The organism is Arthrobacter sp. 10T44, assembly GCF_056393885.1.
In genome coordinates this window covers 216,544-241,181 of record NZ_JBFTGT010000001.1, presented here as the reverse complement: position 1 = coordinate 241,181, position 24,638 = coordinate 216,544, and the positions used below count along the sequence as shown (strand labels likewise).

General features: G+C 65.4%; 21 protein-coding genes. 14 read left to right on the top strand and 7 right to left on the bottom strand.

Features of this window, described 5'->3' with window-relative positions:
- Positions 1-165 precede the first annotated feature (165 nt).
- On the bottom strand, positions 166-1,080 hold the full coding sequence (locus AC1DBL_RS01080; protein WP_476925308.1) for a DMT family transporter: 915 nt from the start codon (positions 1,078-1,080) through the stop codon (positions 166-168).
- A gap of 119 nt (positions 1,081-1,199) precedes the next feature.
- The gene (locus AC1DBL_RS01075; RefSeq protein WP_476892174.1) at positions 1,200-1,637 is read right to left on the bottom strand and encodes a DUF1003 domain-containing protein; all 438 of its coding nucleotides are present in this window, start codon (positions 1,635-1,637) and stop codon (positions 1,200-1,202) included.
- 335 nt (positions 1,638-1,972) lie between these two features.
- Between AC1DBL_RS01075 and AC1DBL_RS01070 the strand changes: the two genes are divergently transcribed.
- The 3 genes from AC1DBL_RS01070 to AC1DBL_RS01060 all read left to right on the top strand — a co-directional run bounded on the left by AC1DBL_RS01070 (position 1,973) and on the right by AC1DBL_RS01060 (position 5,570).
- Entirely contained in the window at positions 1,973-2,536 is a 564-nt protein-coding gene (locus tag AC1DBL_RS01070; RefSeq protein ID WP_476925307.1) for a dihydrofolate reductase family protein, read from the top strand.
- Positions 2,537-2,813: 277 nt separating this feature from the next.
- Positions 2,814-3,077 carry a hypothetical protein gene (locus AC1DBL_RS01065; protein WP_476892175.1) on the top strand — a complete coding sequence of 88 codons (264 nt, stop codon included), beginning with the start codon at positions 2,814-2,816 and terminating at the stop codon, positions 3,075-3,077.
- A gap of 1,170 nt (positions 3,078-4,247) precedes the next feature.
- Positions 4,248-5,570: a nicotinate phosphoribosyltransferase gene (locus AC1DBL_RS01060; RefSeq protein WP_476925306.1), complete on the top strand. Its 1,323-nt coding sequence runs from the start codon at positions 4,248-4,250 to the stop codon at positions 5,568-5,570.
- A 105-nt stretch (positions 5,571-5,675) separates the two neighbouring features.
- Here AC1DBL_RS01060 and AC1DBL_RS01055 read toward each other — a convergent pair whose 3' ends face one another.
- The 3 genes from AC1DBL_RS01055 to AC1DBL_RS01045 are packed head-to-tail and all read right to left on the bottom strand — an operon-like array spanning position 5,676 to position 7,726.
- Positions 5,676-6,443, bottom strand: a complete 768-nt coding sequence (locus tag AC1DBL_RS01055; protein WP_476925305.1) for an SCO1664 family protein — start codon at positions 6,441-6,443, stop codon at positions 5,676-5,678.
- A complete protein-coding gene (locus tag AC1DBL_RS01050; protein ID WP_476925304.1) occupies positions 6,443-7,009 on the bottom strand; it encodes a DUF3090 domain-containing protein in 567 nt (188 codons plus the stop codon). Before AC1DBL_RS01050 ends, AC1DBL_RS01055 begins: the two co-directional genes overlap by 1 nt.
- 24 nt (positions 7,010-7,033) lie before the next feature.
- A complete protein-coding gene (locus AC1DBL_RS01045; RefSeq protein ID WP_476892179.1) occupies positions 7,034-7,726 on the bottom strand; it encodes a histidine phosphatase family protein in 693 nt (230 codons plus the stop codon).
- Between the two features lie 230 nt (positions 7,727-7,956).
- Here AC1DBL_RS01045 and AC1DBL_RS01040 point away from each other — a divergent pair, with 230 nt between their 5' ends.
- From AC1DBL_RS01040 to AC1DBL_RS01015, 6 genes are all read left to right on the top strand, one after another.
- Positions 7,957-8,616, top strand: coding sequence for a Type 1 glutamine amidotransferase-like domain-containing protein (locus AC1DBL_RS01040; RefSeq protein ID WP_476925303.1), 660 nt, complete (start codon positions 7,957-7,959; stop codon positions 8,614-8,616).
- Between the two features lie 111 nt (positions 8,617-8,727).
- Positions 8,728-9,438: a class I SAM-dependent methyltransferase gene (locus AC1DBL_RS01035; protein WP_441417151.1), complete on the top strand. Its 711-nt coding sequence runs from the start codon at positions 8,728-8,730 to the stop codon at positions 9,436-9,438.
- A gap of 188 nt (positions 9,439-9,626) precedes the next feature.
- The gene (locus AC1DBL_RS01030) at positions 9,627-10,040 is read left to right on the top strand and encodes a hypothetical protein (RefSeq protein WP_476925302.1); all 414 of its coding nucleotides are present in this window, start codon (positions 9,627-9,629) and stop codon (positions 10,038-10,040) included.
- 401 nt (positions 10,041-10,441) lie between these two features.
- Positions 10,442-12,223 (top strand): ABC transporter family substrate-binding protein, encoded by a 1,782-nt coding sequence (locus AC1DBL_RS01025; RefSeq protein WP_441417153.1) that lies wholly within the window; start codon positions 10,442-10,444, stop codon positions 12,221-12,223.
- A 179-nt stretch (positions 12,224-12,402) separates the two neighbouring features.
- Positions 12,403-13,944 (top strand): ABC transporter permease subunit, encoded by a 1,542-nt coding sequence (locus AC1DBL_RS01020; protein ID WP_476892183.1) that lies wholly within the window; start codon positions 12,403-12,405, stop codon positions 13,942-13,944.
- Entirely contained in the window at positions 13,941-15,047 is a 1,107-nt protein-coding gene (locus AC1DBL_RS01015) for an ABC transporter permease (protein ID WP_476925301.1), read from the top strand. Before AC1DBL_RS01020 ends, AC1DBL_RS01015 begins: the two co-directional genes overlap by 4 nt.
- A gap of 33 nt (positions 15,048-15,080) precedes the next feature.
- Here the strand turns inward: AC1DBL_RS01015 and AC1DBL_RS01010 are convergent, their stop codons facing one another.
- Positions 15,081-15,707, bottom strand: coding sequence for a PH domain-containing protein (locus AC1DBL_RS01010; protein ID WP_441417156.1), 627 nt, complete (start codon positions 15,705-15,707; stop codon positions 15,081-15,083).
- Between the two features lie 79 nt (positions 15,708-15,786).
- Here AC1DBL_RS01010 and AC1DBL_RS01005 point away from each other — a divergent pair, with 79 nt between their 5' ends.
- From AC1DBL_RS01005 to AC1DBL_RS00985, 5 genes are all read left to right on the top strand, one after another.
- Entirely contained in the window at positions 15,787-17,613 is a 1,827-nt protein-coding gene (locus AC1DBL_RS01005; RefSeq protein WP_441417157.1) for an ABC transporter ATP-binding protein, read from the top strand.
- Between the two features lie 278 nt (positions 17,614-17,891).
- Positions 17,892-19,532 carry a peptide ABC transporter substrate-binding protein gene (locus AC1DBL_RS01000; protein WP_441417158.1) on the top strand — a complete coding sequence of 547 codons (1,641 nt, stop codon included), beginning with the start codon at positions 17,892-17,894 and terminating at the stop codon, positions 19,530-19,532.
- Positions 19,533-19,747: 215 nt separating this feature from the next.
- Positions 19,748-20,677 carry an ABC transporter permease gene (locus tag AC1DBL_RS00995; protein ID WP_441417159.1) on the top strand — a complete coding sequence of 310 codons (930 nt, stop codon included), beginning with the start codon at positions 19,748-19,750 and terminating at the stop codon, positions 20,675-20,677.
- On the top strand, positions 20,667-21,659 hold the full coding sequence (locus AC1DBL_RS00990) for an ABC transporter permease (protein ID WP_441417160.1): 993 nt from the start codon (positions 20,667-20,669) through the stop codon (positions 21,657-21,659). Before AC1DBL_RS00995 ends, AC1DBL_RS00990 begins: the two co-directional genes overlap by 11 nt.
- An 11-nt stretch (positions 21,660-21,670) precedes the next feature.
- Positions 21,671-23,392, top strand: coding sequence for an ABC transporter ATP-binding protein (locus AC1DBL_RS00985; RefSeq protein WP_441417161.1), 1,722 nt, complete (start codon positions 21,671-21,673; stop codon positions 23,390-23,392).
- Between the two features lie 143 nt (positions 23,393-23,535).
- Here AC1DBL_RS00985 and AC1DBL_RS00980 read toward each other — a convergent pair whose 3' ends face one another.
- Positions 23,536-24,354, bottom strand: a complete 819-nt coding sequence (locus AC1DBL_RS00980; protein WP_441417162.1) for an SGNH/GDSL hydrolase family protein — start codon at positions 24,352-24,354, stop codon at positions 23,536-23,538.
- Positions 24,355-24,638 lie beyond the last annotated feature (284 nt).

Genomic DNA, 24,638 nt, shown 5'->3' with positions numbered 1-24,638 from the left:
GCGGTGACGCCTTCCGCGGTTGCCATATTGCGCGGCGAATTGAAGAGTACAGCGGTGGCTAGTGTTGGCTGCCGCGCACTGGTCGGGGCAGCGCTGCGGGGGAGACGGATGCGGCCGTAGGGGCCGCTGTCGCGGTTAGGACGGAGGAGGCTGCTGTGCTACGGACTATGCGGCCGTAGTGCTGACCGGTGCCTTTTTGACGGTGGCCAGCAGGACGACTCCGGCGACGGCTGTTGCGCCGGCGAGGAGGAATGCGATGAATGCTTCTGCCGGGGCTGTGTCAGCCTCCCCGAGGACGGTAATGCCTATGGTGACGGCGACGAGCGGATCAATTACTGTCAGGCCCGCGACGACGAGTTCGGGTGTCCCTCGGGTGTGGGCGTTTTGGACCAAAAACGTCCCGAACAGGGCTGCGATGATGAGCCCTGCCAGACAGGTCAGGGATAGCCATTCGAAGTCGCCCTGGAAGAGTCGGGCAATGACGGTTTTAGCCAGCGCCGCGACGAACCCGAAGAGTGTCCCGGCTCCGGCGGTGAACACGACGGCGCTCCAGCTGTGGCGCCAAAGGCCGAAACCCGTGCCGAGCGCGGCGAGGACAGCGCCGAGCAGTATCAGAATTGTGATGAGTTGCCGGTCGGTGATTGCAACGTCGCGCGCGGAAACTGCAGCGACTGCAACAAACACCCCGACACCGGCAATACACAGGGCCACGGATGTGAGCGCTCGGCGGCCCGGCGGCCTCCGGGTCATTTTGGCGGTCGCCAGGGCCGTGACCACAAGGGCGACTGCGCCGATGGGCTGCACAACGATCAGGGGTGAGAATCTCAGACTTGTGAGCTGCAGGAGTATTGCTGCTCCCAGCATGGCTGTGCCGGCGAGCCACGCCGGTTTGCCCAGGAGGGCCTGCAGCCGGCCCCCTCCCATGCTCCCGGCGCCGCGCCCCGGTGCGGGCGCCTGCTCGTCTACGGCTTTGTGCTGGAAGAGGGTGCCCAGGGCCAGCAGAATCGCTCCGGCGACGGCGATCGGGATGCCAAGCCAGTGATAGGACCACAAGATTGGCGCTGCGACAGTCTGGATCATGCTCCGACCCTACAGGTGGCTTGCAGCGCTGACTGCACCGCCTCAGCGCTTCCCAGGAGAAGGAGCCGGGGGCCCAGGAGGGCCTACTGGCCTGGCCTAGTCCGGGCACCGGGTGCAGGTCAGATGCCGGCAGGATCGATGACGCCATGGCGTTCAATGGTCGCCAGTTCCTTCAGCTCCTTGAGAATCTCCAACTGTTGGCTGTTGATTGCCATTAGCAGCTCAATCTCTTCCTTGGCCTTTACATTGGTGTCGTAGTCGTGTTGAGCCATGGCGGCGGCGATGGCATCCTGCCTTTTGGCGGCGATCAACAGGATGGCCCCTTGGAGTCCGGCCAGCATCGAGAGCAGGAGGTTGAGAAGGATGTAGGGGTACGGATCCCAGGAGTTGGTGGCCAGGGCCCAGGTGTTTATGGCGGCCCAGATGAGCATGAAAGTGATGAAGCCGCCCACGAATGGCCAACTTCCCATTCCGTTTCGCATGATGTCTGCGGCGCGCTGCCCTCTAGTGAGGGTGGCTTTGTGCCCGTCGTGCCAGGTCTTTGGGTGGTCGGTCATGACTCAGGGTAGCCGGAGGATGACCGCCGCCGGGCCTCTGCCTACCAGCAGGTGGAGAAGCGTCAGGATGATAAGCTTGCTTAGTTTCTCTTTCTGTCAAGCAGGGTGCGGCGAGAGCTAACTTGAAAGGTCCCGCCGGCCATGCTGGCTGGCGGGACTTCACACACATAGCGTCCATCACCTGCTGTCCCGTTTGTGACGGCGAAGCCTCGGCGGTGCAGTGAACGTCTGCGGCCCGCTTGACCGGCGATCGATACGAACGGTTAGTCGCGCGTCGGCGCTCCGGGTCTGTTCAACTCTGTACAAGGAATACCCCCTCACGGGAGACTGACGCCATGCGCAAATTGACCTTCGGTATGAACCTGAGCCTGGACGGCTACATCGCTGCGCCCGGCGATGACCTCGGCTGGAGCGCACCGAGCGACGAGCTGTTCCAATGGTGGTCCGACCGGGTGGCGGCGACCGGGCTGGCGCTGTACGGGCGCAAACTGTGGGAGAGGATGAGCTCCAACTGGCCGACTGCCGACCAGCAGCCTGGCGCCACACCGGCGCAGATCGAGTTCGCCCGCCGCTGGCGGGACATGCCAAAGGTGGTGTTCTCCTCGACGACCCGCACGGTCGACGGCAACACCCGCCTGGTCACCGGCGACGCGGTCACGGAGATCACCCGGCTCAAGGCGGACGACGGCGCCTCCATGGACATCGGCGGTGCCACGCTCGCCGCGGCAGCCATGCGGGCCGGACTGATCGACGAGTACGCGATCGTCACCCATCCGGTGCTGTTGGGCGGCGGCACGCCGTTCTTCACAGCCCTGGACAACTGGGTGAACCTGAGCTTGGTGGAGACCCGGACCTTTCCGGGCGGTGTGGTCCTCACCAGGTACGAGACCCGGCACTGAGTGCCCGACCGGAGCGCCAACCTTAACAGGGCCGGACGCGGCCAACCCAACGTACACATCGCCGACTGGCCCCCCGGCCGGGCGCGTGTTCCCGGGACGAATCCAACGTGTCGAGGCTCGCCACGCAAACGCCCCCCGTCTTGGGGTCCGTCCCAGCCCCACGGGGTAGCACCCAGCTATGTCGCGGCCGCCGTTACCGGCGTAGGCTTCGGCTGTGCCGGCCCTGTCCGCGGGTTCCGTCCGCCCGGCTGGCCGTTCGGTTATAAAGGAGTCCGCCATGACTGTTCTGGTCCAAAACCTTGTGCCCGGCCTGACCCGGGAACAGTACGAAGGCATCGCCGCCGCTCTCAGGGACAAGCTCATGGCCACGCCAGGATTCAACGCCCATTACGCCTATGAGAGCGTAGGCGGAATGACTGTCGTGGAAATTTGGGAGGAGGCCGCGCAGCACGATGCATGGTTCGACAACAATGTCAGGCCAAACCTGCCGGTGGAAGTCACCCCGGAGAAGCACGAGCTGGCAAACACGATGACAGCCTAGCGTTGCTATCGGATCCCGTGGCGGATGGCTTTTCGATTCAGGTTCAGTTCGGGCGTCAGGAACTGGCCTCTGCGGCGGTGCTGTGGCCCTGGATCCAAGCTGCAGTCTCCTACAGTCACCTTGATCCACCGACACCGCTCGGAAAAGCCCCGCCGACGCGGGGAGCATTGGCTCTTGCGCCATCGAAAAACTAGGCGTATCACTGTTTATACGTTCTTCGAAAGAAGGACGGGAACGAACAGCAGGGGAACCCTTGAACGCATGGTGGATCTAATCCTCCGTGGTCTGCCGGTGACGAGGCAGGAAGCGCTAGGATTCCCGCAAGTTCGGGAGATGATGTTCGTCATAACGGAATCAAAACAGTCGAAGCCCCTTCAGCATTGCTGGTGGGGCTTCCCCTATTTAGTGCCCGGCCACGCACTTTCCCTGGCCCACGTAATCCGACATGGTCGACGCGTGGTTCGCCCACAGCGGCCCCTATCTCCCACCGCGCTCACCCCATCTCCGCGGTGAACCGCCCAGTCCGAGGTGGCGGTCCACCGCGGAAGCACTCAGCGGGGCGAAGACGGGTCTTGGACCGGAACGGCGAGGCCGGAAGGTTGTTCCTTGGCGGGCTTGTGCGGGTTTCCTGCTTCCTTGGCACAGTGGAGGCAGCAGTACACGCCCGATTCGCTCTCCACCGGATGTCCGATGATCCGGCAGCCGCAGTGTTCGCACGCCGGAGCCATCATTTGTATGGCGCATTCGAAGCTGTCGAAAGTTCCACTCTGGTTTCCCATGGAGACGGTGAACGTCCTTCCGTCGGGGTTACCGCAAACATCGCATGTTCCCATGATCCCTCTCCTCTTTAGCGCACGCTCTAGCCCTCATTAATCGCTTGTATGAGTTCCCTGAGTAGGGGCGAAGGTCCTTGCGGTGCGCCAGCAGCCAGCCCGCCGAGGCGGCGTGGGGTCTTTGGTCCCTCACCGTGGTGGGAACCGCGGGTGCGGATGCTCCGGGCTTTCGCGGCGTTCCAGTTCGGCGCTGACGAGCGTGAGCAGTTCGTGGGCCGGCTCGGATCCGGCAAGCTCCACGCACTGGCTAAGTGCGGCCCGGAGACGGTACAGCACGCCAGCCGGTACCAGCGGCCAGCGGCCTCCCTTTCCGCACGGCCCCGCCCTAGAGTGAGTCATGGGCACATCTGCCGCACCGGACGGATCCCGGACCTCACTGTTTACCGATCACTATGAGCTGACCATGTACCAGGCGGCGCTCTACTCCGGGGCCGCACACCGCCGGTCCGTCTTCCAGGCCTTTGCCCGCGGACTCCCGGCCGGGCGCAGGTACGGGATCGTGGCTGGCACCGGCCGGCTCCTTGAAGGCATCGCGGAGTTCCGCTTTAGCCAGGACGACCTCGATTTCCTGGCCGGTTCCGGGGTGGTTAATCAAGACACGCTGGAACACCTGTCCGCCTTCCGGTTCTCCGGTGACATCTGGGGATATCCGGAGGGCGAGGCTTACTTTCCGCATTCCCCAATCTTGATCGTGGAATCGACCTTCGCCGAGGCCTGCGTCCTGGAGACCTACGTCCTGTCGGTGCTGAACCACGACAGTGCCATCGCCTCGGCCGCCTCCCGAATGACCAGTGCCGCCGGCGGCAGGCCCTGTATTGAGATGGGTTCCCGCCGTACGCACGAGGAAGCGGCCGCGGCGGCGGCCCGCGCGGCCGTGATCGCCGGCTTTTCCGGCACGTCCAACCTGGCCGCCGGCCGGCGCTACGGCCTCCGGACCGTCGGCACCGCGGCACACTCCTTCACCCTGGTCCACGACTCCGAGCGCGACGCCTTCGCGGCGCAACTTGCCTCGCTGGGGGCGGGCACCACACTGCTCGTGGACACGTACGACGTCGAAGCGGCTGTCCGCACCGCCGTCGACCTTGCCGGAGACAAGCTCGGGGCCATCCGGCTGGACTCCGGAGACCTCGTGGCCCAGGCGCGCTGGGTCCGCGAACTCCTGGACAGCCTGGGCAACGTGCACACCAAAATCGTGGTGACCTCGGACCTGGACGAGTTTTCCGTCGCCGCGCTAGGGTCAGCGCCGGCCGATTCCTACGGGATCGGCACGTCGCTGGTGACGGGTTCCGGGGCGCCTACCGCCGGCATGGTCTACAAGTTGGTAAGCCGCACCGGCGACTCCGGCGGGCTCGTTGCCGTCGCGAAGACCTCGAAGGACAAGATCAACGTGGGCGGCCGCAAGTTCGCGGTGCGCCGCCTGGATGGCCGCGGCACCGCCACCCATGAGGTCCTCGGCGTGGAGCATCCGCCGGCGGATGGCAAGAACGGCCGGCCGCTTCTGCAGCAGTTCATGAGAGGCGGCGAGCTCCTGCCCGGGTGGACCGGGCCGGGCGCGGTGGGTCGGGCGCGGGATCGGCACGCGGCCTCCATGGCGGAGTTGCCCCGGGTCGTGGACCGGCTGCAGGCCGGCGGTCCGGCTATCCCGACCGTCTACGAGTGAAGCGGTCAAGGCACCGTTCTTGCCTGGCGTTGGATCCGCTCGGCGGGCGAGTCCGCAGAGGACGACTCAACGCGGCACAGCCGGCGAAGCCCTCGCCGTCGTTCCTTAGAACAGCGGCCAGGGCACCGCCGGCATCTCACCGCGCGGAGCCGGAAACCGCCCTGCCAAGCGCAACCGGGCGCAGCGCGCTGCGAGCGCTGCGATTTCTTCGGCACTGAGCAAGTCCCCCAGGTTTCGGCCAAGCCCGCCGTTCAATCCCTCGCTGACGCGATCGATGCCGTCGCGTTCCTCGGAGGTCAGAGCGTCTCCCAGCCATCCCCACAGCACCGTGCGCAGTTTGTGGTCCGGGTGGAAGGTGAGCCCATGGTCCACGCCGTGCCGGTGTCCGTCCGTCATGGCAAGAATGTGGTCGCCTTTGCGGTCTGCGTTGTTGACGATGATGTCGAACACCGCCATGCGTCTGAGCGCGGGCGAGTCTTCGTGAATGAGGGCGACCATCCGTCCGTTCTCATCCCGTCCCTCAAGGACGTGTTTCCAGCCAGTCTCCGGCACGCGGTCCGTCGCGACCAGGTCGACGGCGCTTTGGGCGTGGTCTTGCTCCTGCCAGAGCTGCACCATTCCTTCGCCCATCGGACCATCGCGCAGCCAGGTGCGCGGCACGACGTCCCAGCCGAAGGCCTGCGAGACCAGGTAGGCGGCCACCTCCCGGTGAGCCAGGGTGCCGTGGGGAAAGTCCCACAGCGGGCTTTCGCCGGCTATCGGCTTATAGACGACCATCACGTCGCCGATGCTGCCCAGAAACGTAGCGTTTGATGCCGTCGTGATGCGGCCGGTGAGGGTCAGCTCGGTGTTCACTAGGTCGGGCGCTGGCATCAGACCTCGGGAAGGGTGCAGATGTGCCCGTCGGCGTCCATGGGGTAACCGCAGAGCGGGCACGTCGGACGCCCGGCGCCCACGATCTCGCGGGTGCGCTTGGCGAATGCGCGGGCGGTGCCGACCGGCATTCGCACCAGCAGCATTTCGGGCTCGTTAGCGCCGTCCTCGTCAAGCGATTCGTCGTGCTCATCGGCATCGGCATCGGCATCGGCATCGGTGACGGGATAGGCCTCTATGACGACCTGGGCCGTGGTTGGATCCCACCCTAAGGTCATGGCGCCGGTGCGAAACTGCTCCTGAACGGCCTCGAGCTGGTCATTGTCGACAAGTTCAAGGGGAGTACCCGTGGGAACGCTGAACGGGTTGCCCTCGACGGTGATGAGCTGGTCGAGAATTTCGTCGACCTTCTCCGCGAGCAGAGCTGCCTGCTGCTTTTCCATGGCAACACTCACGAGCTGCTTCCCTGCGCGCACCTGCAGGTAGAACGTGCGCGCCCCTGGAACGCCGATGGTGCCGACGATGACCCGATCGGGCCAGGCAAACTCGTGAACACGTGAAGGCATGTCAGTATTTTAGGCACATGAGTGTCATGGCGCCGGTTGCCCTGCACCGCCGCCCACCGGCGCATCGCCGGAATGGATGCCGTTCGACAGCCACGACAGATCACCCGCGTCGGTGTTCGTCGCGTAGACGCTCGGCCGACTGGCGCCGTAGCGGACGATCGATACGGACGCGGGGCCCACGTTAATACGCTGGAACAGGTCAAGGTGCATGCCGAGCGCGTCGGCGAGGATTGACTTGATGATGTCACCGTGACTCACCGCCACCCACACGGCCCCTGGCCCGTACTCGGCTTCAAAAGCCGCGTCGTGGCGTCGAACCGCTGCCACCGACCGAGCCTGCATCGCGGCCATGGATTCACCGCCGGGAAAGACGACGGCGGACGGTTGCGACTGCACAACCGGCCACAAATCCTCGGCCGCGAGATCACTGAGCGTGCGGCCCTGCCACTGGCCGTAATCGCACTCGGTGAGATCGAGATCGACCGGCGCGTACGGCGCGCCCGCCTGGCGATCGAGGATGAGCTGGGCGGTCTGCCGGCAACGCTCAAGGGGGCTCGACACCACCCCGACCAAGGGTACGGTCGCGAGCCGGTCTCCGGTCAGAGCCGCTTGCTCCCGCCCGGTCTGGTCCAGGCTGACGCCGGCTGCCCGGCCGGCCAGCAGTCCAGTGGCATTGGCTGTGGTGCGGCCGTGCCGCACGAGGATAACTGTCGCCATCCACCCAGCCTAGCCACCCGCTCGACGGCGGTGTGAACCGGACCGGGTCGCGCGTCCACCACCTGAGTGGTGTCTGCGTCCATGCCGGACCATGGACAAAGGTTTGCTGGGTGTGTACCTATTGAAGGGCCGAGCGCCAGACGGGCGGGCCGGATCGGCCGGTGGGTTCCAGCCCGTTTCCCGCGAGTTCAGGCACACCCACCATCCGCGCGCGAACTTTGGGGGCACGTGTGAAACTCTTGCTGACGTCAGGCGGCGTGACGAACCCGAGCATCCACTCGGCGCTCGTGCAGCTTCTCAACAAACCGGTCGCCCAGTGCCACGCCCTGGTCGTCCCGACGGCGCAGTGGGGTCACCCCATGTGCGGACCGGCATCGGTGCGGGGCCTACTGGCCGCCGACCCAAACCACCGTCACTTGTCCGGCCTGGGCTGGGCGTCGCTCGGTGTTCTCGAACTGACCGCGCTGCCCACCATCGGCGCGGATCGGTGGGTCCCTTGGCTTCGGGAGGCCGACGTGCTCCTGGTCGACGGCGGCGACGCGATGTACCTGTCCCATTGGATGCGGGAGTCCGGGCTGGCCGAGCTGCTGCCCTCACTTCCCGACACGGTGTGGGTGGGGGTGAGTGCCGGAAGCATGGTGATGACACCCCGGATCGGGGATTACTTCGTCGAGTGGCCGTCCGCTCCGGATGATCAGACTCTGGGGGTGGTGGATTTTTCGATCTTTCCTCATCTGGACGCTTTCCCGGGCAACACCCTGGCCCACGCAGAGCGGTGGGCCGCCGACATAGATGTTCCTGCCTACGCCATCGATGAACAGACAGCCATCAAGGTCGTCGACGGCTCCGTCGAGGTGGTTTCCGAAGGACGATGGAAGAAGTTTGGGTAATGGGTGATCAGCATTTGTGAAGTCGTGCGGTGCCCCGCACAGGACCCCTGAAAAGTTGTAGGATCGGGCCGACCGACCTGACCATCAGCGTCAACCTGAGAGCGGGGATCCGTGCGAGCCGACCACTACGACAGTTTCGCTGAGAGCTACTCGGCGGAGAACGAGTCCAGCCTCCTCAACGCCTACTACGAGCGGCCCGCGATGCTAGGCCTCGCCGGCGAGGTGGCCGGCCGCCGGATTCTCGACGCCGGGTGCGGCTCCGGGCCCCTGTCCGCGGCACTGAGCGCCAAGGGCGCGGTCGTGACCGGCTTCGATTCCAGTCCTGCCATGCTCGAATTGGCACGACAGCGACTGGGAGAGAGCGCAGACCTCCACCTGGCCGACCTCAGCAGGCCGCTCCCTTTCGCCGATGACTCCTTCGACGACGTCGTCGCGTCCCTGGTCCTGCACTACCTCGAGGACTGGTCGGCACCGCTTGCCGAACTACGGCGCGTGCTCAAGCCGGGCGGCCGCCTGATCCTGTCGGTCAACCACCCCACGGTCAGCGTGGTCACCCAGCCAACCGAGGACTACTTCGCCGTCCGGGAGTACTCGGAGGACTACGAGTTCGACGGCGAGCCTGCGGTCCTGACCTTCTGGCACCGGCCCCTTCACGCGATGATCAACGCCTTCATCTCGGCCGGATACCGTGTAGCCGCCGTAAGCGAACCAGCCCCGTCTCCAGATACACCGCACGAACTCCTCCCCCCGCGCATCCTCACTGGCGAGAAGACAGCGTTCCTGTCCTTCATCTTCTTCGTCCTCGAAGCCGACAGAGTGTAGAGGTGGGATGTGGACCCCTGAGCCGACGCGAGGGCTGGGGCGCTGCGGTCCTGGTGGCGGCAGCGCTGGTCGGGTGGGGCGGAAGTGCAGTGTCTGAGGCCGCCAGGGTTGCCGCCGGTTCGCATCTACTTCTCTTCTTCGCTGTGCCGGCCGAATGTATTGGCGCAGGGCTCCGGGCTATTGCGCTAATGGCGGCGGCCGCCGCGGCGAGCCTTTTGGTGCCGCCGCTCATCAGAAGGATCCGCCGCCGCAAGCTACGGCTGGCAGCCGCGTGGACCGCAGGTCTGGCTGCGGCCGCTGCGGTGCCCTACCTTGCGCTCTTGTTGTTCTTCGCCTTCCTCACGGCTGGGATGTCTGCTGACTATGTGAGGCTTGAAGCCGCTGACGGCCAGTCGGTGCTCATCACCCAGGATCAGTTCGACGGCGAGGCAGTCGACATCTACGTGCGGCACGACGACACCCACTACCGGTGGAGCCGCAGCGCGCCCGAGCTCGCCGGCTGGCCGCGGGTAAAGGACCAGAACTGCAGGCTCGACCCGGTCGGCGGCGGACTTCAACTGGCCTGCAATTCCGGCACCTTGGCAATCGGCCAGAACCATTAGCGTCGGAGCAGCGGAAAGTACATGGCGATCGGGCGGTCGCGCTGCCAACGAAGACGTGGCGGAGTGCAGCTTCGCAGGTTGGGCCCCGTCGGGGCCAGTAATGGAAGATTAACTCGTAAAGCCCCGATTTGCATGAATCCGGGCTTTTTGCAGCAATCGGCTTTTATCTTGGGGTGCCGCATCCGTCAATGAATTTCGACAAAATTCAGTTAACGGTGCCGCCAATTGTTGCAGCTCGATAACGAACTTTACCCGCGGTCAACTTTCATGCCCTTCTGCCCTGTCATGGGTTTACGCTTCATCCCATGTGAGACGCGCCACACTGCCGCTGGGGGAGTGTGGACGTCTGTCTGGTGCCTACGGCGCCGGTCTCATCCACACCACAGAAACAAGGAGGCGGAATGCGATTCGGTCGTATTTCCAAAGCAGTGGGGGTCGCGGCAGCAGCAGCACTCGCACTCAGCGCTTGCGCAGGCAACAGCGGCGGGACAACCCCGTCGTCAGCCGCGGCAGCAGCCAAGACAGGCGGATCGGCAACGGTCGTAGAGGTGAACGCGTTCAATACGTTCAACCCCAACACCGCTGAAGGCAACACTGATATCAACTCCAAGATCAGCTACGCCACCCACTCCGGGTTCTTCTACGTCGATAACAAGCTGAACGTTGTACGCAACGAAAAGTTCGGCAAGATGGAAAAGGTCTCAGACAACCCGCTCACCGTGAAGTACACCATCAACGACGGCGTCAAGTGGTCTGACGGCACTCCCGTCACGGCAGCCGACCTGGTGCTTCAGTGGGCAGCATTCTCCGGCTACTACAACGACGCTGACGCGGATGGCAAGAAGGGCACCTCGTACTTCGACTACGCGGGAGATCCGACCGGCCTGGCGCTGACCGATTTCCCGGAACTCGGCGACGACAACCGCTCGATGACCCTCAAGTACTCCAAGCCCTTCGCTGACTGGGAAATCGCCCTCGGCGGCCCCGGCATCGACATTCCGGCCCACGTCCTTGCGAAGAAGGCCGGCCTGGCGGACGCCAAGGCCTTCGTTGACCTGGTCAAGGGCATGCCGCGCGGCGACGCTAAGAACCCCAAGCCCGCGAACAAGCAGCTCAAGGCCATGGCCGACATGTGGAACACCGGCTTCGACACCAAGACGCTGCCGGCCGACCCGAGCCTCTACCTCTCCAACGGCCCCTTCGTCGTCAAGGCCGTCAACCAGGACCAGTCCCTGACCATGGTCAGGAACAAGGACTACAACTGGGGCCCGGAGCCCAAGCTGGATGAAATCACCGTCCGCTACATCGGCGAAGCCCCGGCCCAGGTCCAGGCGCTGAAGAACGGCGAGGCCGACATCATCGCCCCGCAGGCTTCCGCCGACACGGTGGAGCAGCTCAAGGCCCTCGAAAGCCAGGGCGTCACGGTGGAGGTGGGCCACCAGCTGGCCTACGACCACCTCGACCTGAACTACAGCGGCCCGTTCGCCGACAAGAATGTCCGCGAAGCCTTCATGAAGACGGTTCCGCGCAAGGACATCGTCGACAAGATCGTCAAGAAGCTCGATGACAAGTCCGCTCCGCTGGATTCCCAGCTCTTCGTCCCGGACCAGGCCAAGTACGCCGACTCCGTCAAGGACAACGGCTCCTCCGCCTACCAGGATGTTGACATCGAAGGTGCGAAGAAGCTGCTGAACGGCGCCACCCCCACGGTCCGCATCATGTACAACAAGGACAACCCCAACCGGGTGGACTCCTTCTCCCTGATCCGCGAGTCCGCCGCCAAGGCAGGCTTCAAGGTCGTCGACGGCGGCCTCGGCAAGTCGGACTGGGGCGCGGCCCTCGGCAACGGCAGCTACGATGCCACCATCTTTGGCTGGAGCAACTCGGGTGTCGGCGTCTCCGGCGTCCCGCAGATCTTCAAGTCCGGAAACGGCTCGAACTTCAACAAGTTCACCGATCCCGACGCCGACAAGCTGATGGACGAACTGATCGTCACCACCGACAAGGCCAAGCAGGATGACCTGGTCCAGCAGATCGACAAGAAGATCTGGGCTTCCAGCTACGGCCTGCCGCTGTTCCAGTCCGTCGGCGTGGACGCATACAGCGACCGCGTCACCGGCGTGAAGTACATGCCGAACCAGACCGGTGTCTGGTGGAACTTCTGGGAGTGGGCGCAGAAGTAGCCCGCAGCCTCAAGTGACACTTGCTAGCTAAAGGCGTCGGGACCACGGCTTTACGGTCCCGACGCCTTTCTAGCGACCCCGGCGAGGAACTGGCGCGGCCGCATCGTCCGGGGCATCCGGCCTAACTCTGAGACCGGTCCGGGCGATCCCTGGGCCCGAATACCGAGGTTCTATTCCCCATGGTGACCTACATAGTCCGGCGGCTCATGACTGCCGCCCTCATTCTTCTCGGCGCATCCTTCCTGGTGTATCTCCTGACAGCGGCGTCAGGCGACCCCCTCGAGGAATACCGCGCCATCAGCGCGGCCAACAAGCAGCAACTGATGGACGCCCGCACCGAACTCCTGCAGCTGGACGTCCCGCCGCCGCTGCGCTACTTCAAGTGGCTCGGCGGCGCCGCCCAGTGCCTCGTGCCCTTCGCCAACTCCTGTGACCTGGGCAAGAACATCGTGGGCCAGCCCGTCACCGACGCCTTGGGCCATGCCCTCATCCAGACCCTGACCCTGGTCACCGGTGCCACGGTGCTGGCCATCCTGGTCGGCATCACCCTGGGCATCATCACCGCCCTGCGCCAGTACAGCGCGCTGGATTACGGCGTGACCTTCATGGCCTTCCTGTTCTTCTCCCTCCCAATCTTCTGGGTCGCCGTCCTGCTCAAGGAATTCGGCGCCATCGGCTTCAACAACTTCCTGAGGAACCCGGAGATCCCGATACCGACCGCCATCGCCATCGGCATCGCCTTCGGTGCGCTGATCGCGGTGGCGATAGGCGGCGAGCTGAAGCGCAGGGTGCTTTCCGGCGGCGTCGTTTTCCTCTTCGTCACGGCCATCCTCATCTACTTCTCCGCCACCGAATGGTTCAAGGCCCCGGGCCTGGGCCCGGTGCTGATCGCCATTGCCGGCGTCGGCATCGCCTTCGCCGTCACCCTGCTCACCGCCGGCCTGAAAAACCGCAAGGCCCTGCAGTCCGCACTGATCGCTGTCGGCGTCGGCGTGGTCCTGTACTTCCTGGTCCAGCCCCTGCTGGACCAGGCCACCTTCGTCATGATCGTGCTGCTGGCCATCGCCGCCGTCCTGGTCGGCTTGGGCATCGGTTACCTGGTCGGCGGCTACGACCGGGGGCAGTCGATGCGCGCGGCCGCCATCACGTCGTTCCTGGTGGGATTCATGATCCTGCTGGACCGTTTCATGCAGGCGTGGCCCACGTACTTCAACAACAGCCGGGTGCGTGGCCGCCCCATCGCGACCATCGGGGCGACCACCCCCAACATCGAAGGCGACTTCTGGGTCCTGGGCCTGGACTCCTTCACCCACCTGATCCTGCCGACGATGGCGCTGATCCTGATCTCCCTCGCCAGTTACACCCGGTTCACCCGGGCCTCGATGCTGGAGATCATGAACATGGACTACATCCGGACCGCCCGGGCCAAGGGCCTGTCGGAACGGACCGTGGTGATGCGCCACGCCTTCCGCAACGCGCTGATCCCGATCGCCACCATCGTGGCCTTCGACATTGGCGGCCTGATCGGCGGCGCCGTCATCACCGAATCGGTCTTCTCCGTCCGCGGCATGGGCTTCCTCTTCCTGGACGGCATCTCGCACGTTGACCCCAACCCGGTCATGGGTGTCTTCCTGTGTGTAGCCATCACTGCGATGGTGTTCAACCTCATCGCGGACCTCGCCTACTCCGCACTTGATCCGCGCGTAAGGGTAAAAGCATGAGCCAGCCAAGCCAGCAAGACGAAATCATGGCCGAAGAAGCCGCATTGCAGCCCACGCCGGCGGCCGGCATCGAGCCCGTCCTCGAAGCTAAGGGCCTGAGCCAGGGCCAGATTGTCCGCAAGCGCTTCCTCGGCCACTCCGGTGCCATCATCGGCCTGGGGGTTTTTGCGCTCATCTTCATCGTCGCCTTCACCTCGGTCGGGTACTGGGGCATCCCCGGCTGGTGGAAGTACAACCACGAGCAGGTTTCGCCGCTGGTCAACGACGGCGCGCCGACCTCCTCGCTCTGGCCGCTGGCCTGGGGCGAGCACCCGTTCGGCCAGGACCGGATCGGCCGCGACCTGTTCGCCATGACCATGCGCGGGGCGCAGCAGTCCATCACGGTCATGTTCGTCATCGGCATCATCGCGGGGCTGATCGGCGTCGTCGTCGGAGCGGTCTCGGGCTACTTCCGCGGCTGGGCCGAAGCAATCCTGATGCGGCTGACCGACGTGATCATCATCGTTCCGGCGCTGCTGCTCGCCGCCGTGATGGCGCAGATGGCCGGACGGCGGGACTCGGGAAGCTGGTTCGCCGCCTTCGCCAGCACCAACGGCGTCCTGGCCCTGGGCATCTTCCTTGGCCTGATCAGCTGGGTGAGCCTGGCCCGCCTGATGCGCGGCGAATTCCTGACCCTGCGGGAGCGGGAATTTGTCGACGCGGCCAGGATCTCCGGCGCCAGCAACGCGCGGATCATTTTCAAGCACATCCTGCCCAACGCCGTCGGCGTGCTGATCGTGAATGTCACGCTGACCATGTCCGCCGCGATCCTCACCGAGACGGCGCTGAGCTTCCTCGGCGTCGGCGTCAAGGCTCCGGATACCTCGCTGGGCCTGCTCATCTCGCAGAACCAGCAGGCGTTCGCCACCCGTCCCTGGCTGTTCTGGTTCCCCGGCCTGTTCATCGTGCTGATCTGCCTGAGCATCAACTTCATCGGCGACGGGCTGCGCGACGCGTTCGACCCGCGGCAGAAGAAGTTCAACGCTAAGAAGGCGCGGGAAACGGGCAGCCGGGTTCCGGAGGCCGCCCCGGTCACCGCATTTGATGGACCCAAGGACCACTAGATGCGCTGCAGCCACGCCGCCGGCAGCGGCCAGCTACCGGGCGGCAACCGCCCAGTAGCTGGCCGCCAGCAGCAGCACGACGCCGCCGATGGCCGCCCAGCGCGGCGTGACGGTCACAGCCGTGTCGGCGTCGCCTGCGGCGAGGGCGCCGCTTTCCACCAGGTCCCGCCAGCGCGTGCGCACCAGGCGGGCGGCCTGGCCGGAGTCGGTGGATTTGAGGTCGCCCGGCCGCACCGACTTCCCCGGGCCGTAGCTGGTGTCCGGCAGGCCCTGCAGGTCCTCGGGGCGGGCATTGCGTCCGCCCCAGATGCCCGGGGCCGGCGCCGCCCAGGCGGCGTAGCCCTTCTGTGCCGTCACCAGCGTCAGGGCGTAGCGGGTGTCCACGTGCACCAGGGCCGCCCACGGCACCAGGACCGAGCGGAACGGGTTCTCCAGGGTGACGCCGCCGTCGTGCACCACGACGGCGGGCATCCAGAAGAACTGCCAGCCCAGCAGCGCGATCAGCAGCAGCGGCGCGGTGGTGGGGAGTGCCGCGGGGCCGGCCGAGGCGACCGTGACCACCAGGCCGACGACCGCCACGGTCCAGGCCAGCCAGGCGAACCACTTGTTGGTCCTGGCCTTGAAGATTTCAACGTTTCCGGCAGCGGGCACAGTGCTCATGCCCCCCATAATTCAGTATTCCGAGTTCCAGCACTAATCACCGGTGCAACGGCGGCTCGGGTGGAAGGAAAAACCCATCATGACTGACTTCATCACCCTGGATCCCGCCCCGGCTCCCGCGCCCGGAAAAGGTGACACCGTCCTGGAGGTCCGGGACCTCAGCGTCGACTTCGGCGTGGACAAGAAGTGGGTTCCCGCGGCGATCGGCTTGAACTACGAGGTTCGGGCCGGTGAGGTCCTGGCGATCGTGGGGGAGTCCGGCTCCGGCAAGAGCGCCAGCTCGATGGCACTGCTGGGACTGCTGCCGAGCAACAGCCGGGTCAGCGGCAGCGTGAAACTTGGCGGCAAGGAATTGCTCGGCGGGAACGAGGCCAACATCCGCGCGGTCCGCGGCAAGGATGTCGCAGTCATCTTCCAGGAGCCCATGACGGCCCTGAACCCGGTGTACACCGTGGGCGCGCAGATCGTGGAGACCATCCGGCTGCACAATGAGGTCTCGCCCGACCAGGCAAAGGAGCGTGCCCTGCGGATGCTCGACCTCGTGGAGCTGCCGGACCCGGAAAAGGCCTTCAAGTCCTACCCGCACCAGCTCTCCGGCGGGCAGCGGCAGCGCGCCATGATCGCCCAGTCGCTCTCCTGCGACCCGAAGCTGCTGATCGCGGACGAGCCCACCACCGCGCTGGACGTCACCGTCCAGGCGGAAATCCTGGACCTCATGCGCAACCTGCGCAACAAGCTGGACAGTGCGATTGTGCTGATCACCCACGACATGGGCGTCGTGGCGGACCTCGCGGACCGGATCGCCGTCATGCGCCGGGGGCTGATCGTCGAGACCGGCACCGCGGAGCAGATCTTCCACAACCCGCAGCATGAGTACACCAAGGCCCTCCTGGCCGCCGTCCCGCACCTCGGGCAGGGCGGCGCGGCGAGCGACGACGAGGTTGACGTGACCGCGGCCCTCGCGGCGGCGACGCACGCCGACCTTGAGGCGGTCCCGCGTTCGGAGCTGCTCCGCCGCGAGCGCGAAAACGCCGCCGCGCTGTCCGCCGCCGAGACGGTGAAGCCGCAGGGCGAACCGGTGCTGGAACTCACCGACGTCGCCATCGAGTACCCCAAGCAGGGGCGCGTGCCGGCCTTCCGCGCCGTCGAGGGCGCCAACCTCGCGATCTACCCCGGCCAGGTGGTCGGCCTGGTGGGGGAGTCCGGATCCGGCAAGACAACGATCGGGCGTGCCGCCGTCGGCCTGCTCCCCGTGGCGGCGGGCACCATGAAGGTCGTGGGGCAGGACATCTCCGCCGCCAAGAAGAACGGCCGCCAGCTGCACGAAATGCGCCGGCACGTCGGCATGGTCTTCCAGGACCCGTCATCCTCCCTGAACCCGCGGCTGCCCATCGGCGAAAGCATCGGCGAACCGATGTTCCTCGCCGGCGTCGCCAAGGGCGCCGCGCTGCAGTCCCGGATCGAGGCGCTGCTGGACCAGGTGGAACTGCCGCGCGACTACCGCAACCGGTACCCGCACGAGCTCTCCGGCGGCCAGAAGCAGCGCGTGGGCATCGCCCGGGCCCTGTCGCTGAAGCCGAAGCTGATGGTGGCCGACGAACCTACCTCGGCCCTTGACGTGTCCGTCCAGGCCAAGGTGCTCGAACTCTTCCAGAACCTGCAGAAGGAACTTGGCTTCGCCTGCCTGTTCGTCACTCACGACCTGGCCGTCGTCGACGTCCTGGCCGACAGGATCTGCGTGATGCAGCGCGGACGGATCGTCGAACAGGGCACCCGCGACCAGATCCTCCGGAACCCTCAGGAGGCCTACACCCAGCGGCTCCTGGCCGCTGTGCCGCTGCCGGATCCGGAGAAGCAGCGGGAGCGGCGGGAGCTGCGCGCCCAGCTGCTCTCGGGCGCCAGCTAAGGGGTTCCGCGGGAGATTTTGGGTTAACGGGCCATAACCCGGAGCCGCCGGGAGCGAATGGTACCAGCCAGTAATGTGTGACTTGAAATACGTTGCGATTGACGCTAGCCGTCACGACGTTGTCGAGTCACGGTTTGGCAACGGAGTTCCACCATTCGGACTTTTTGCGGTTAGGCTACTTCCATATGTAGGCCACGTCACAGGATATCTCTGTGCCCGGGCCTGCCGGGAAGCACAAGTCTCTCCCGCACGAACTCCCACAACTCTTAGGAGGCGGAATGCGTTTTTCGCGCACTTCCAAAGCACTGGGCATGGTGGCTATCGCCGCTTTGGCCCTGACCGGTTGCGGCGGCGGCGGTTCTAACACCGCCGGCGGCAGCACCGGCGGCAACGCCAGCAAGGTCATCATCGCCGACGGCTCGGAGCCGCAGCGCCCGCTGATGCCGGCCGACACCAACGAAGTTGGCGGCGGCAAGGTCATCGACATGATCTTCGCCGGCCTGGTCAGCTATGACCCCAGCGGCAAGCCCGTGAACGAACTGGCCGAGTCCATCGAAGGCAAGGACGGCCAGCACTTCACCATCAAGATCAAGAAGGACCAGAAGTTCACGAACGGCGAGGCCATCACCGCCAAGTCGTTCGTCGACTCCTGGAACTTCGGTGCGGCCGCTAAGAACGCCCAGCTCAGCGGCGCCTTCTTCGAAAGCATCAAGGGTTACGACGAGGCCAGCGCCGAAGGCTCCAAGGTCGAGACCATGTCCGGCCTGAAGGTCGTCGACGACCAGACCTTCACCGTCGAACTGAAGCAGCCGGAATCCGACTGGCCGCTGCGCCTCGGCTACACCGCCTTCGTTCCGGTTCCCTCCGGTGCGCTGAAGGACCCGAAGGGCTTCGGCGAGAAGCCGGTCGGCAACGGCCCGTACAAGCTGGCCGACGGCGGCTGGCAGCACAACGTGCAGATCCAGCTCGTCCCGAACCCGGACTACAACGGCCCCCGCAAGGCCAAGAACGCCGGCGTGACGTTCAAGATCTTCCAGAACGACGACGCCGCGTACCAGGACCTGCTGTCCAACAACCTGGACATCCTGCAGACCATCCCCACGAGCGCCTTGAAGAACTTCAAGACCGACCTGGGCGACCGCACCATCAACAAGCCGTACGCCGGCAACCAGACCATCGCGATTCCGGAATACCTGCCGGAGTGGAGCGGGGAAGCCGGCAAGCTTCGCCGCCAGGCCATCTCCATGGCCATCAACCGCGATGAAATCACCAAGGTCATCTTCAGCGGCGCACGCCAGCCCGCCAAGGACTTCACCGCCCCCGTCCTGGACGGTTACAGCGACTCGATCCCGGGTTCCGAGAACCTGAAGTTCGACGCCGACAAGGCCAAGGCCGCTTGGGCCAAGGCTGACGCCATCCAGAAGTGGGACGCCAACAAGACCTTCACCATCGCCTACAACGCCGACAAGGGCGGCCACAAGGCATGGGTCGAGGCTGTTGTGAACCAGCTCAAGAACACCCTGGGCATCAAGGTTGAGGGCAAGCCGTACGCGACCTTCAAGGAAGCCCGCAACGACGCCACCGCAGGCACGCTGACCGGTGCGATCCGCGCCGGCTGGCAGGCCGACTACCCGTCGCTGTACAACTTCCTCGGACCGATCTACAAGACCGGTGCAGGCTCGAACGACGCCCGCTACGCCAACAAGGAGTTCGACAAGGCCATCTCTGAAGGTCTCGCCGCTTCCTCGGTCAGCGAAGGCAACAAGGCCATGAACAAGGCCCAGGAAACCCTCCTGACCGACCTTCCGGCCATCCCCCTGTGGTACCAGGTTGCCCAGGGCGGCTGGAGCGACAAGGTCACCAACGTTGACTACGGCTGGGACGGCGTCCCGCTGTACTACAACATCACTGGCAAGTAACAACTGAACAACGGCGGGGGCTGCCTGGATTGGGGCCTCCGCCGTTGTTTTGCTTCCACCCCAATTTCTAAGCACCAGCCTTCGGCCGGTGTCTTCGCAGCCGGCCCGCCGTGACCGCACCGGCGACGGCTGCACCCATAGTGAAAAGGTTCTTTGATGAACAACTCCGCCGCATCCTTGGACAGGATGCCTGCTGACGGGGGTGTCCTTCGCTGATGGCGACCTACATCCTTAAGCGTTTCCTGCAGCTGATCCCGGTCTTCCTGGGCGCCACGCTGCTTGTCTACTTCCTGGTCTTCAGCCTGCCTGGCGACCCTATCGTGGCACTCTTCGGCGACAAGCCGGTCAACCAGGCCGTCGCGGCCCAGCTCCGCGAGCAGTACCACCTGGACCAGCCGTTCTGGATCCAATACCTGCTGTATCTCAAGGGGATCTTCACCTTCGACCTGGGCCAGGACTTCTCCGGCCGCCCGATCGCCGCCGTGCTGGGCGAGGTCTTCCCGGTCACGGCCCGGCTGGCCGTCATGGCGCTGATCTTCGAAGCCGTCTTCGGCATCATCTTCGGTCTGATCGCCGGCCTCCGGAAGGGCAAGTTCTTCGACGCAACGGTCCTGATCGCCTCCCTGATCGTGATCGGCATCCCGATCTTCGTGCTCGGCTTCCTGCTGCAGTTCACCATCGGCGTCCAGCTCGGCTGGGCCAAGCCCACCGTCAGCTCGGCCGCCACGGTGCAGGATCTGATCCTGCCGGCGATCGTCCTCGGCCTCGGCTCATTCGCCTACGTCCTGCGCCTCACCCGGACATCCGTCATCGAAAACATGAACGCCGACTATGTGCGCACCGCCACGGCCAAGGGCCTGTCCCGCTTCCGTGTGGTCCGCGTGCACATTCTGCGCAACTCGCTGATCCCCGTGATCACCTTCCTCGGCGCCGACCTGGGCGCCCTGATGGGCGGAGCCATCGTCACCGAAGGCATCTTCAACGTCCCCGGTGTCGGCAACCGGCTCTACCGCGCCGTTACGCAGGGTGAGGGCCCCACGGTCGTCTCGATCGTCACGGTGCTCGTGTTGATCTACGTCGTGTCCAACCTGCTTGTAGACCTGCTGTACGCCTGGCTTGACCCAAGGATCCGCTATGACGCCTGAGAACATGACCCCAGACCTGCGCCCTGCGGCGCCGGCGAAGCGGCACGTCGAACACTTCGTCGCCGACTTTGCCGAAACACCGCTGCAGGCAACCGACAAGGTCAAGGAAGACCAGGCCCCGCTGAGCCTTTGGGGCGAGGCCTGGAAGAACCTGCGCAGGCAGCCGCTCTTCCTGATCTCCGCGTTCCTGATCCTCGTCGTCGTCGCCGTGTCACTCTTCCCCTCGCTCTTTTCCGGTATTGATCCGGCCTCCGAGGCATGCCAGCTGGCCAATTCCGACGCCGGACCGGCGGCCGGGCACCCGCTGGGCTTCACCCAGCAAGGCTGCGACGTGTATGCGCGCGTCATTTTCGGCACGCGCTCTTCGGTGACCGTGGGCCTCTTCACCACCCTCGGCGTCCTCCTCATCGGCGGCATCATGGGGGCCCTCGCCGGCTACTACGGGGGCTGGGTGGACTCCATCCTGGCCCGCATCAACGACATCTTCTTCGCCCTGCCGCTGATCCTCGGCGCCATTGTGATGATGCAGCTGCCGGTGTTCCGTGCCAACCGCACGGCCTGGACGCTCGTGCTGATCCTGGTCACCTTCGGCTGGCCGCAGATCGCGCGCATCACCCGCGGCGCCGTCATCGAGGTCCGCAACGCGGACTTCGTGACTGCCGCCCGTTCCCTGGGTGTCTCCAAGTTCGGCGCGCTGATGCGCCATGTCATGCCGAACTCGCTCGCGCCGATCATCGTCGTGGCCACCATTTCGCTGGGCACCTTCATCGTCGCGGAATCCACCCTGTCGTTCCTCGGCATCGGCCTCCCGCCGAGCGTCATGTCCTGGGGCAATGACATCCAGGCAGCGCAGGCGTCCCTGCGGTCCAACCCGATGCCGCTGCTCTGGCCGGCTATCGCGCTGTCCATCACCGTCCTGAGCTTCATCATGCTGGGCGACGCCCTGCGTGATGCGCTCGATCCCAAAGCGCGCAAGCGATGAAAGGGGACGCCATGAACGCCTCTGTCGAAATCCACGAAGCCGGCGCGGCGGCCGGGCGCCCGCTCCTTGAAATCAAGGACCTGGCAATCAGCTTCACCACCAGCAACGGCGAGGTCAACGCCGTCCGCAACGCCCACCTCACCGTGATGCCCGGCGAAACCGTCGCGATCGTCGGCGAATCCGGTTCCGGCAAGTCGACGACGGCGCTGGCCGCCATCGGCCTGCTTCCGGGCAACGGCCGGGTGGCTGCCGGACAAGTCATCTTCGACGGCGAGGACATCGCCCACGCCTCGGAGAAGCGCATGATCGAGCTGCGCGGCAACAGCATCGGCATGGTGCCGCAGGATCCGATGTCCAACCTCAACCCGGTCTGGAAAATCGGTTACCAGGTGCGGGAAACACTCAAGGCGAACGGGCTGCCCAGCGGCCCGGACGACGTCGCGAAGGTGCTTTCCGAGGCCGGCCTGCCGGATGCTGCGCGCCGCGCCAACCAGTATCCGCACGAGTTTTCCGGCGGCATGCGCCAGCGTGCCCTGATCGCCATCGGCCTGTCCTGCCAGCCGCGCCTGCTCATCGCCGATGAGCCGACGTCGGCCCTGGATGTGACCGTGCAGCGCCAGATCCTGGACCACCTGGACAAGATGACCACCGAACTCGGAACGGCCGTCCTGCTGATCACGCACGATCTGGGCCTGGCTGCCGAACGTGCCGACAAGGTCGTGGTGATGTACCGCGGGCAGGTCGTTGAATCCGGTCCCTCGCTGGAGCTGCTGCAGAACCCGCAGCACCCGTATACCCAGCGGCTGGTCGCCTCGGCGCCGTCGCTGGCGTCACGGCGCATCCAGGCCGCCAAGGAACTGGGCGTCGAATCGGAGGATCTGCTGGCGCCGGCCGAGGACGTCGTCGTCGCGTCGAGCATGCCCGACGAGGTGCTCCAGATTGAGAACCTGAGCAAGGTTTTCAAGCTGCGCTCCGGCTTCGGCCGGGCCACCGACTTCACCGCGGTGGACGACGTCTCCTTCAGCGTCAAGCGCGGAACCACGACGGCGATCGTGGGGGAGTCGGGTTCCGGCAAGTCCACGGTGGCGCAGATGGTGCTGAACCTGCTCCAGCCCACCTCGGGCAAGATCGTGTTCGACGGCGTCGACACCTCCACGCTGAACAGCAAGGAGATCTTCGCCTTCCGCCGCCGCGTGCAGCCGATCTTCCAGGACCCCTACGGTTCCCTCGATCCGATGTACAACATCTTCCGGACCATCGAGGAACCGCTGCGGACCCACAAGATCGGGGACAAGGCCAGCCGCGAGAAGAAGGTCCGGGAACTGCTGGACCAGGTGGCGCTGCCGCAGTCCACCATGCAGCGGTACCCGAACGAGCTCTCCGGCGGCCAGCGCCAGCGCGTGGCAATCGCACGCGCCCTGGCCCTCGACCCCGAGGTGATCATCTGCGACGAGGCCGTTTCGGCGCTCGACGTGCTGGTGCAGGCGCAGGTGTTGAACCTGCTTGCAGACCTGCAGTCCCGGCTGGGCCTGACCTACCTGTTCATCACCCATGACCTTGCGGTGGTCCGGCAGATCGCCGACCACGTGTGCGTGATGGAGAAGGGCAAGCTGGTCGAAACCGGTTCCACCGACGACGTGTTCGACTCGCCGCAGCAGGACTACACCAAGGCCCTGCTCAACGCGATTCCCGGCGCCAAGCTCATGTTGCCGCCCGAGGTGGCAACGGCCTAGCCATAGGCTGCGGCAAGAGCAAGCCTTAAAACACAAGAGCCGGCGTCCACCCCAGGGTGGGCGCCGGCTCTTGTTGTGGCGGAGTGTTTGGTGGTTTCGTGTGGTGGCTGACGGTCCTGGCCGGCGTGGGCCGGTGTCAGTCCTTACAGATCGAGGGCCTCAAGCCGCTTGGTCAGCAGGGCCCCCGCGAGCCTGTGCCCTTCTGCATTCAGGTGGCGGTCGTCAGCCAGGTACCGGGCGAGACCGTAACGGGTCAGCCAGTCGCCGACGCTGACGAAGGAGAGACCGTACTCCTTGGCAACCGCGCCCAGCAGGGTGTCCACCTGTGTCCGGCGCCCGCCGCCGGCCTGGGCGCCCCGCGCCAGGGTCCCGACCAGCACCACCTCGGCGGCGGGGTAGCGGTCCTCGATGGCCTGGATCAGGCGCTCGGCGTGCTCAGCAATGTCGACATTTGAGGCGCCCCTGGCGGCGTCGTTTCCGCCGCCTTCGATGACGACCAGCGGTGGCGCGCCGTAGGGCAGGCGCCAGTCCCCGTTCTCGAGGCCGTCGATGTAGTTTCCGCGGGTGCCGTTGCCGGCCACGAACCCGGTGCCGCTTCCGCCGCCGAACACGACGTCGTAGCCGAGGTTCCCGAGGGCAAGCCGGGGCCAGCTCTCCGAAGGCTCGGACTGGGAATCGCCGATCAAGACGGCGGTGCTCGAAATGTCCTCGACGATGACTTCGTCCCTGCCGTTGGCAGGGTTCCGGTAGACCGAGCCCGGAGGCAGGCTGTCCGGATTCACCGCTGCGGTCTTCTTGCGGACGGAACCTGCTGCCGCGGGCTGTCCCGGGCCCGCCGCCGCGGCCACCGGAAGCTCCTTCACGCGGTCTGAGGTTTTGGGCAACTCGGCTGCGTCGGGCGCCGGGGCACAGCCGCCAAGGAAGAGGGCTGCGGCGAGAAATGGCGGGATGATACGGGCCATCCTCTGGACGCTTGGCATGTCGGACTTCCCCCGCGTTTGTAGTTACTCCAGCAATAATGCGGCATGCCCGGCCCGAACACCAGTGACTTTGGTCACCTGACAGCGTGGGGGACTCACGATTCGGTAACAGGCCGGGGGGAGGGGCGCTTTGGGATTTTAGGCCAATAAATGCCCTAGCGTCTAGAATGGATGAAGGCGCCCTGTGTCAAAGGGCCGTACCTGTCGTGCGTTCCGGTTGGAAATGTCGCGATACAACAGCTGACTTCACCACTGAATCGAGCAAT

What these genes read in the sequence shown, in the direction of transcription:
- AC1DBL_RS01080 (WP_476925308.1), bottom strand. Translation starts at nt 1,080, where the DNA reads ATGATCCAGACTGTCGCAGCGCCAATCTTGTGGTCCTATCACTGGCTT.
- AC1DBL_RS01075 (WP_476892174.1), bottom strand. Translation starts at nt 1,637, where the DNA reads ATGACCGACCACCCAAAGACCTGGCACGACGGGCACAAAGCCACCCTC.
- AC1DBL_RS01070 (WP_476925307.1), top strand. Translation starts at nt 1,973, where the DNA reads ATGCGCAAATTGACCTTCGGTATGAACCTGAGCCTGGACGGCTACATC.
- AC1DBL_RS01065 (WP_476892175.1), top strand. Translation starts at nt 2,814, where the DNA reads ATGACTGTTCTGGTCCAAAACCTTGTGCCCGGCCTGACCCGGGAACAG.
- AC1DBL_RS01060 (WP_476925306.1), top strand. Translation starts at nt 4,248, where the DNA reads ATGGGCACATCTGCCGCACCGGACGGATCCCGGACCTCACTGTTTACC.
- AC1DBL_RS01055 (WP_476925305.1), bottom strand. Translation starts at nt 6,443, where the DNA reads ATGCCAGCGCCCGACCTAGTGAACACCGAGCTGACCCTCACCGGCCGC.
- AC1DBL_RS01050 (WP_476925304.1), bottom strand. Translation starts at nt 7,009, where the DNA reads ATGCCTTCACGTGTTCACGAGTTTGCCTGGCCCGATCGGGTCATCGTC.
- AC1DBL_RS01045 (WP_476892179.1), bottom strand. Translation starts at nt 7,726, where the DNA reads ATGGCGACAGTTATCCTCGTGCGGCACGGCCGCACCACAGCCAATGCC.
- AC1DBL_RS01030 (WP_476925302.1), top strand. Translation starts at nt 9,627, where the DNA reads ATGGCGGCGGCCGCCGCGGCGAGCCTTTTGGTGCCGCCGCTCATCAGA.
- AC1DBL_RS01025 (WP_441417153.1), top strand. Translation starts at nt 10,442, where the DNA reads ATGCGATTCGGTCGTATTTCCAAAGCAGTGGGGGTCGCGGCAGCAGCA.
- AC1DBL_RS01020 (WP_476892183.1), top strand. Translation starts at nt 12,403, where the DNA reads ATGGTGACCTACATAGTCCGGCGGCTCATGACTGCCGCCCTCATTCTT.
- AC1DBL_RS01015 (WP_476925301.1), top strand. Translation starts at nt 13,941, where the DNA reads ATGAGCCAGCCAAGCCAGCAAGACGAAATCATGGCCGAAGAAGCCGCA.
- AC1DBL_RS01010 (WP_441417156.1), bottom strand. Translation starts at nt 15,707, where the DNA reads ATGAGCACTGTGCCCGCTGCCGGAAACGTTGAAATCTTCAAGGCCAGG.
- AC1DBL_RS01005 (WP_441417157.1), top strand. Translation starts at nt 15,787, where the DNA reads ATGACTGACTTCATCACCCTGGATCCCGCCCCGGCTCCCGCGCCCGGA.
- AC1DBL_RS01000 (WP_441417158.1), top strand. Translation starts at nt 17,892, where the DNA reads ATGCGTTTTTCGCGCACTTCCAAAGCACTGGGCATGGTGGCTATCGCC.
- AC1DBL_RS00995 (WP_441417159.1), top strand. Translation starts at nt 19,748, where the DNA reads ATGGCGACCTACATCCTTAAGCGTTTCCTGCAGCTGATCCCGGTCTTC.
- AC1DBL_RS00990 (WP_441417160.1), top strand. Translation starts at nt 20,667, where the DNA reads ATGACGCCTGAGAACATGACCCCAGACCTGCGCCCTGCGGCGCCGGCG.
- AC1DBL_RS00985 (WP_441417161.1), top strand. Translation starts at nt 21,671, where the DNA reads ATGAACGCCTCTGTCGAAATCCACGAAGCCGGCGCGGCGGCCGGGCGC.
- AC1DBL_RS00980 (WP_441417162.1), bottom strand. Translation starts at nt 24,354, where the DNA reads ATGGCCCGTATCATCCCGCCATTTCTCGCCGCAGCCCTCTTCCTTGGC.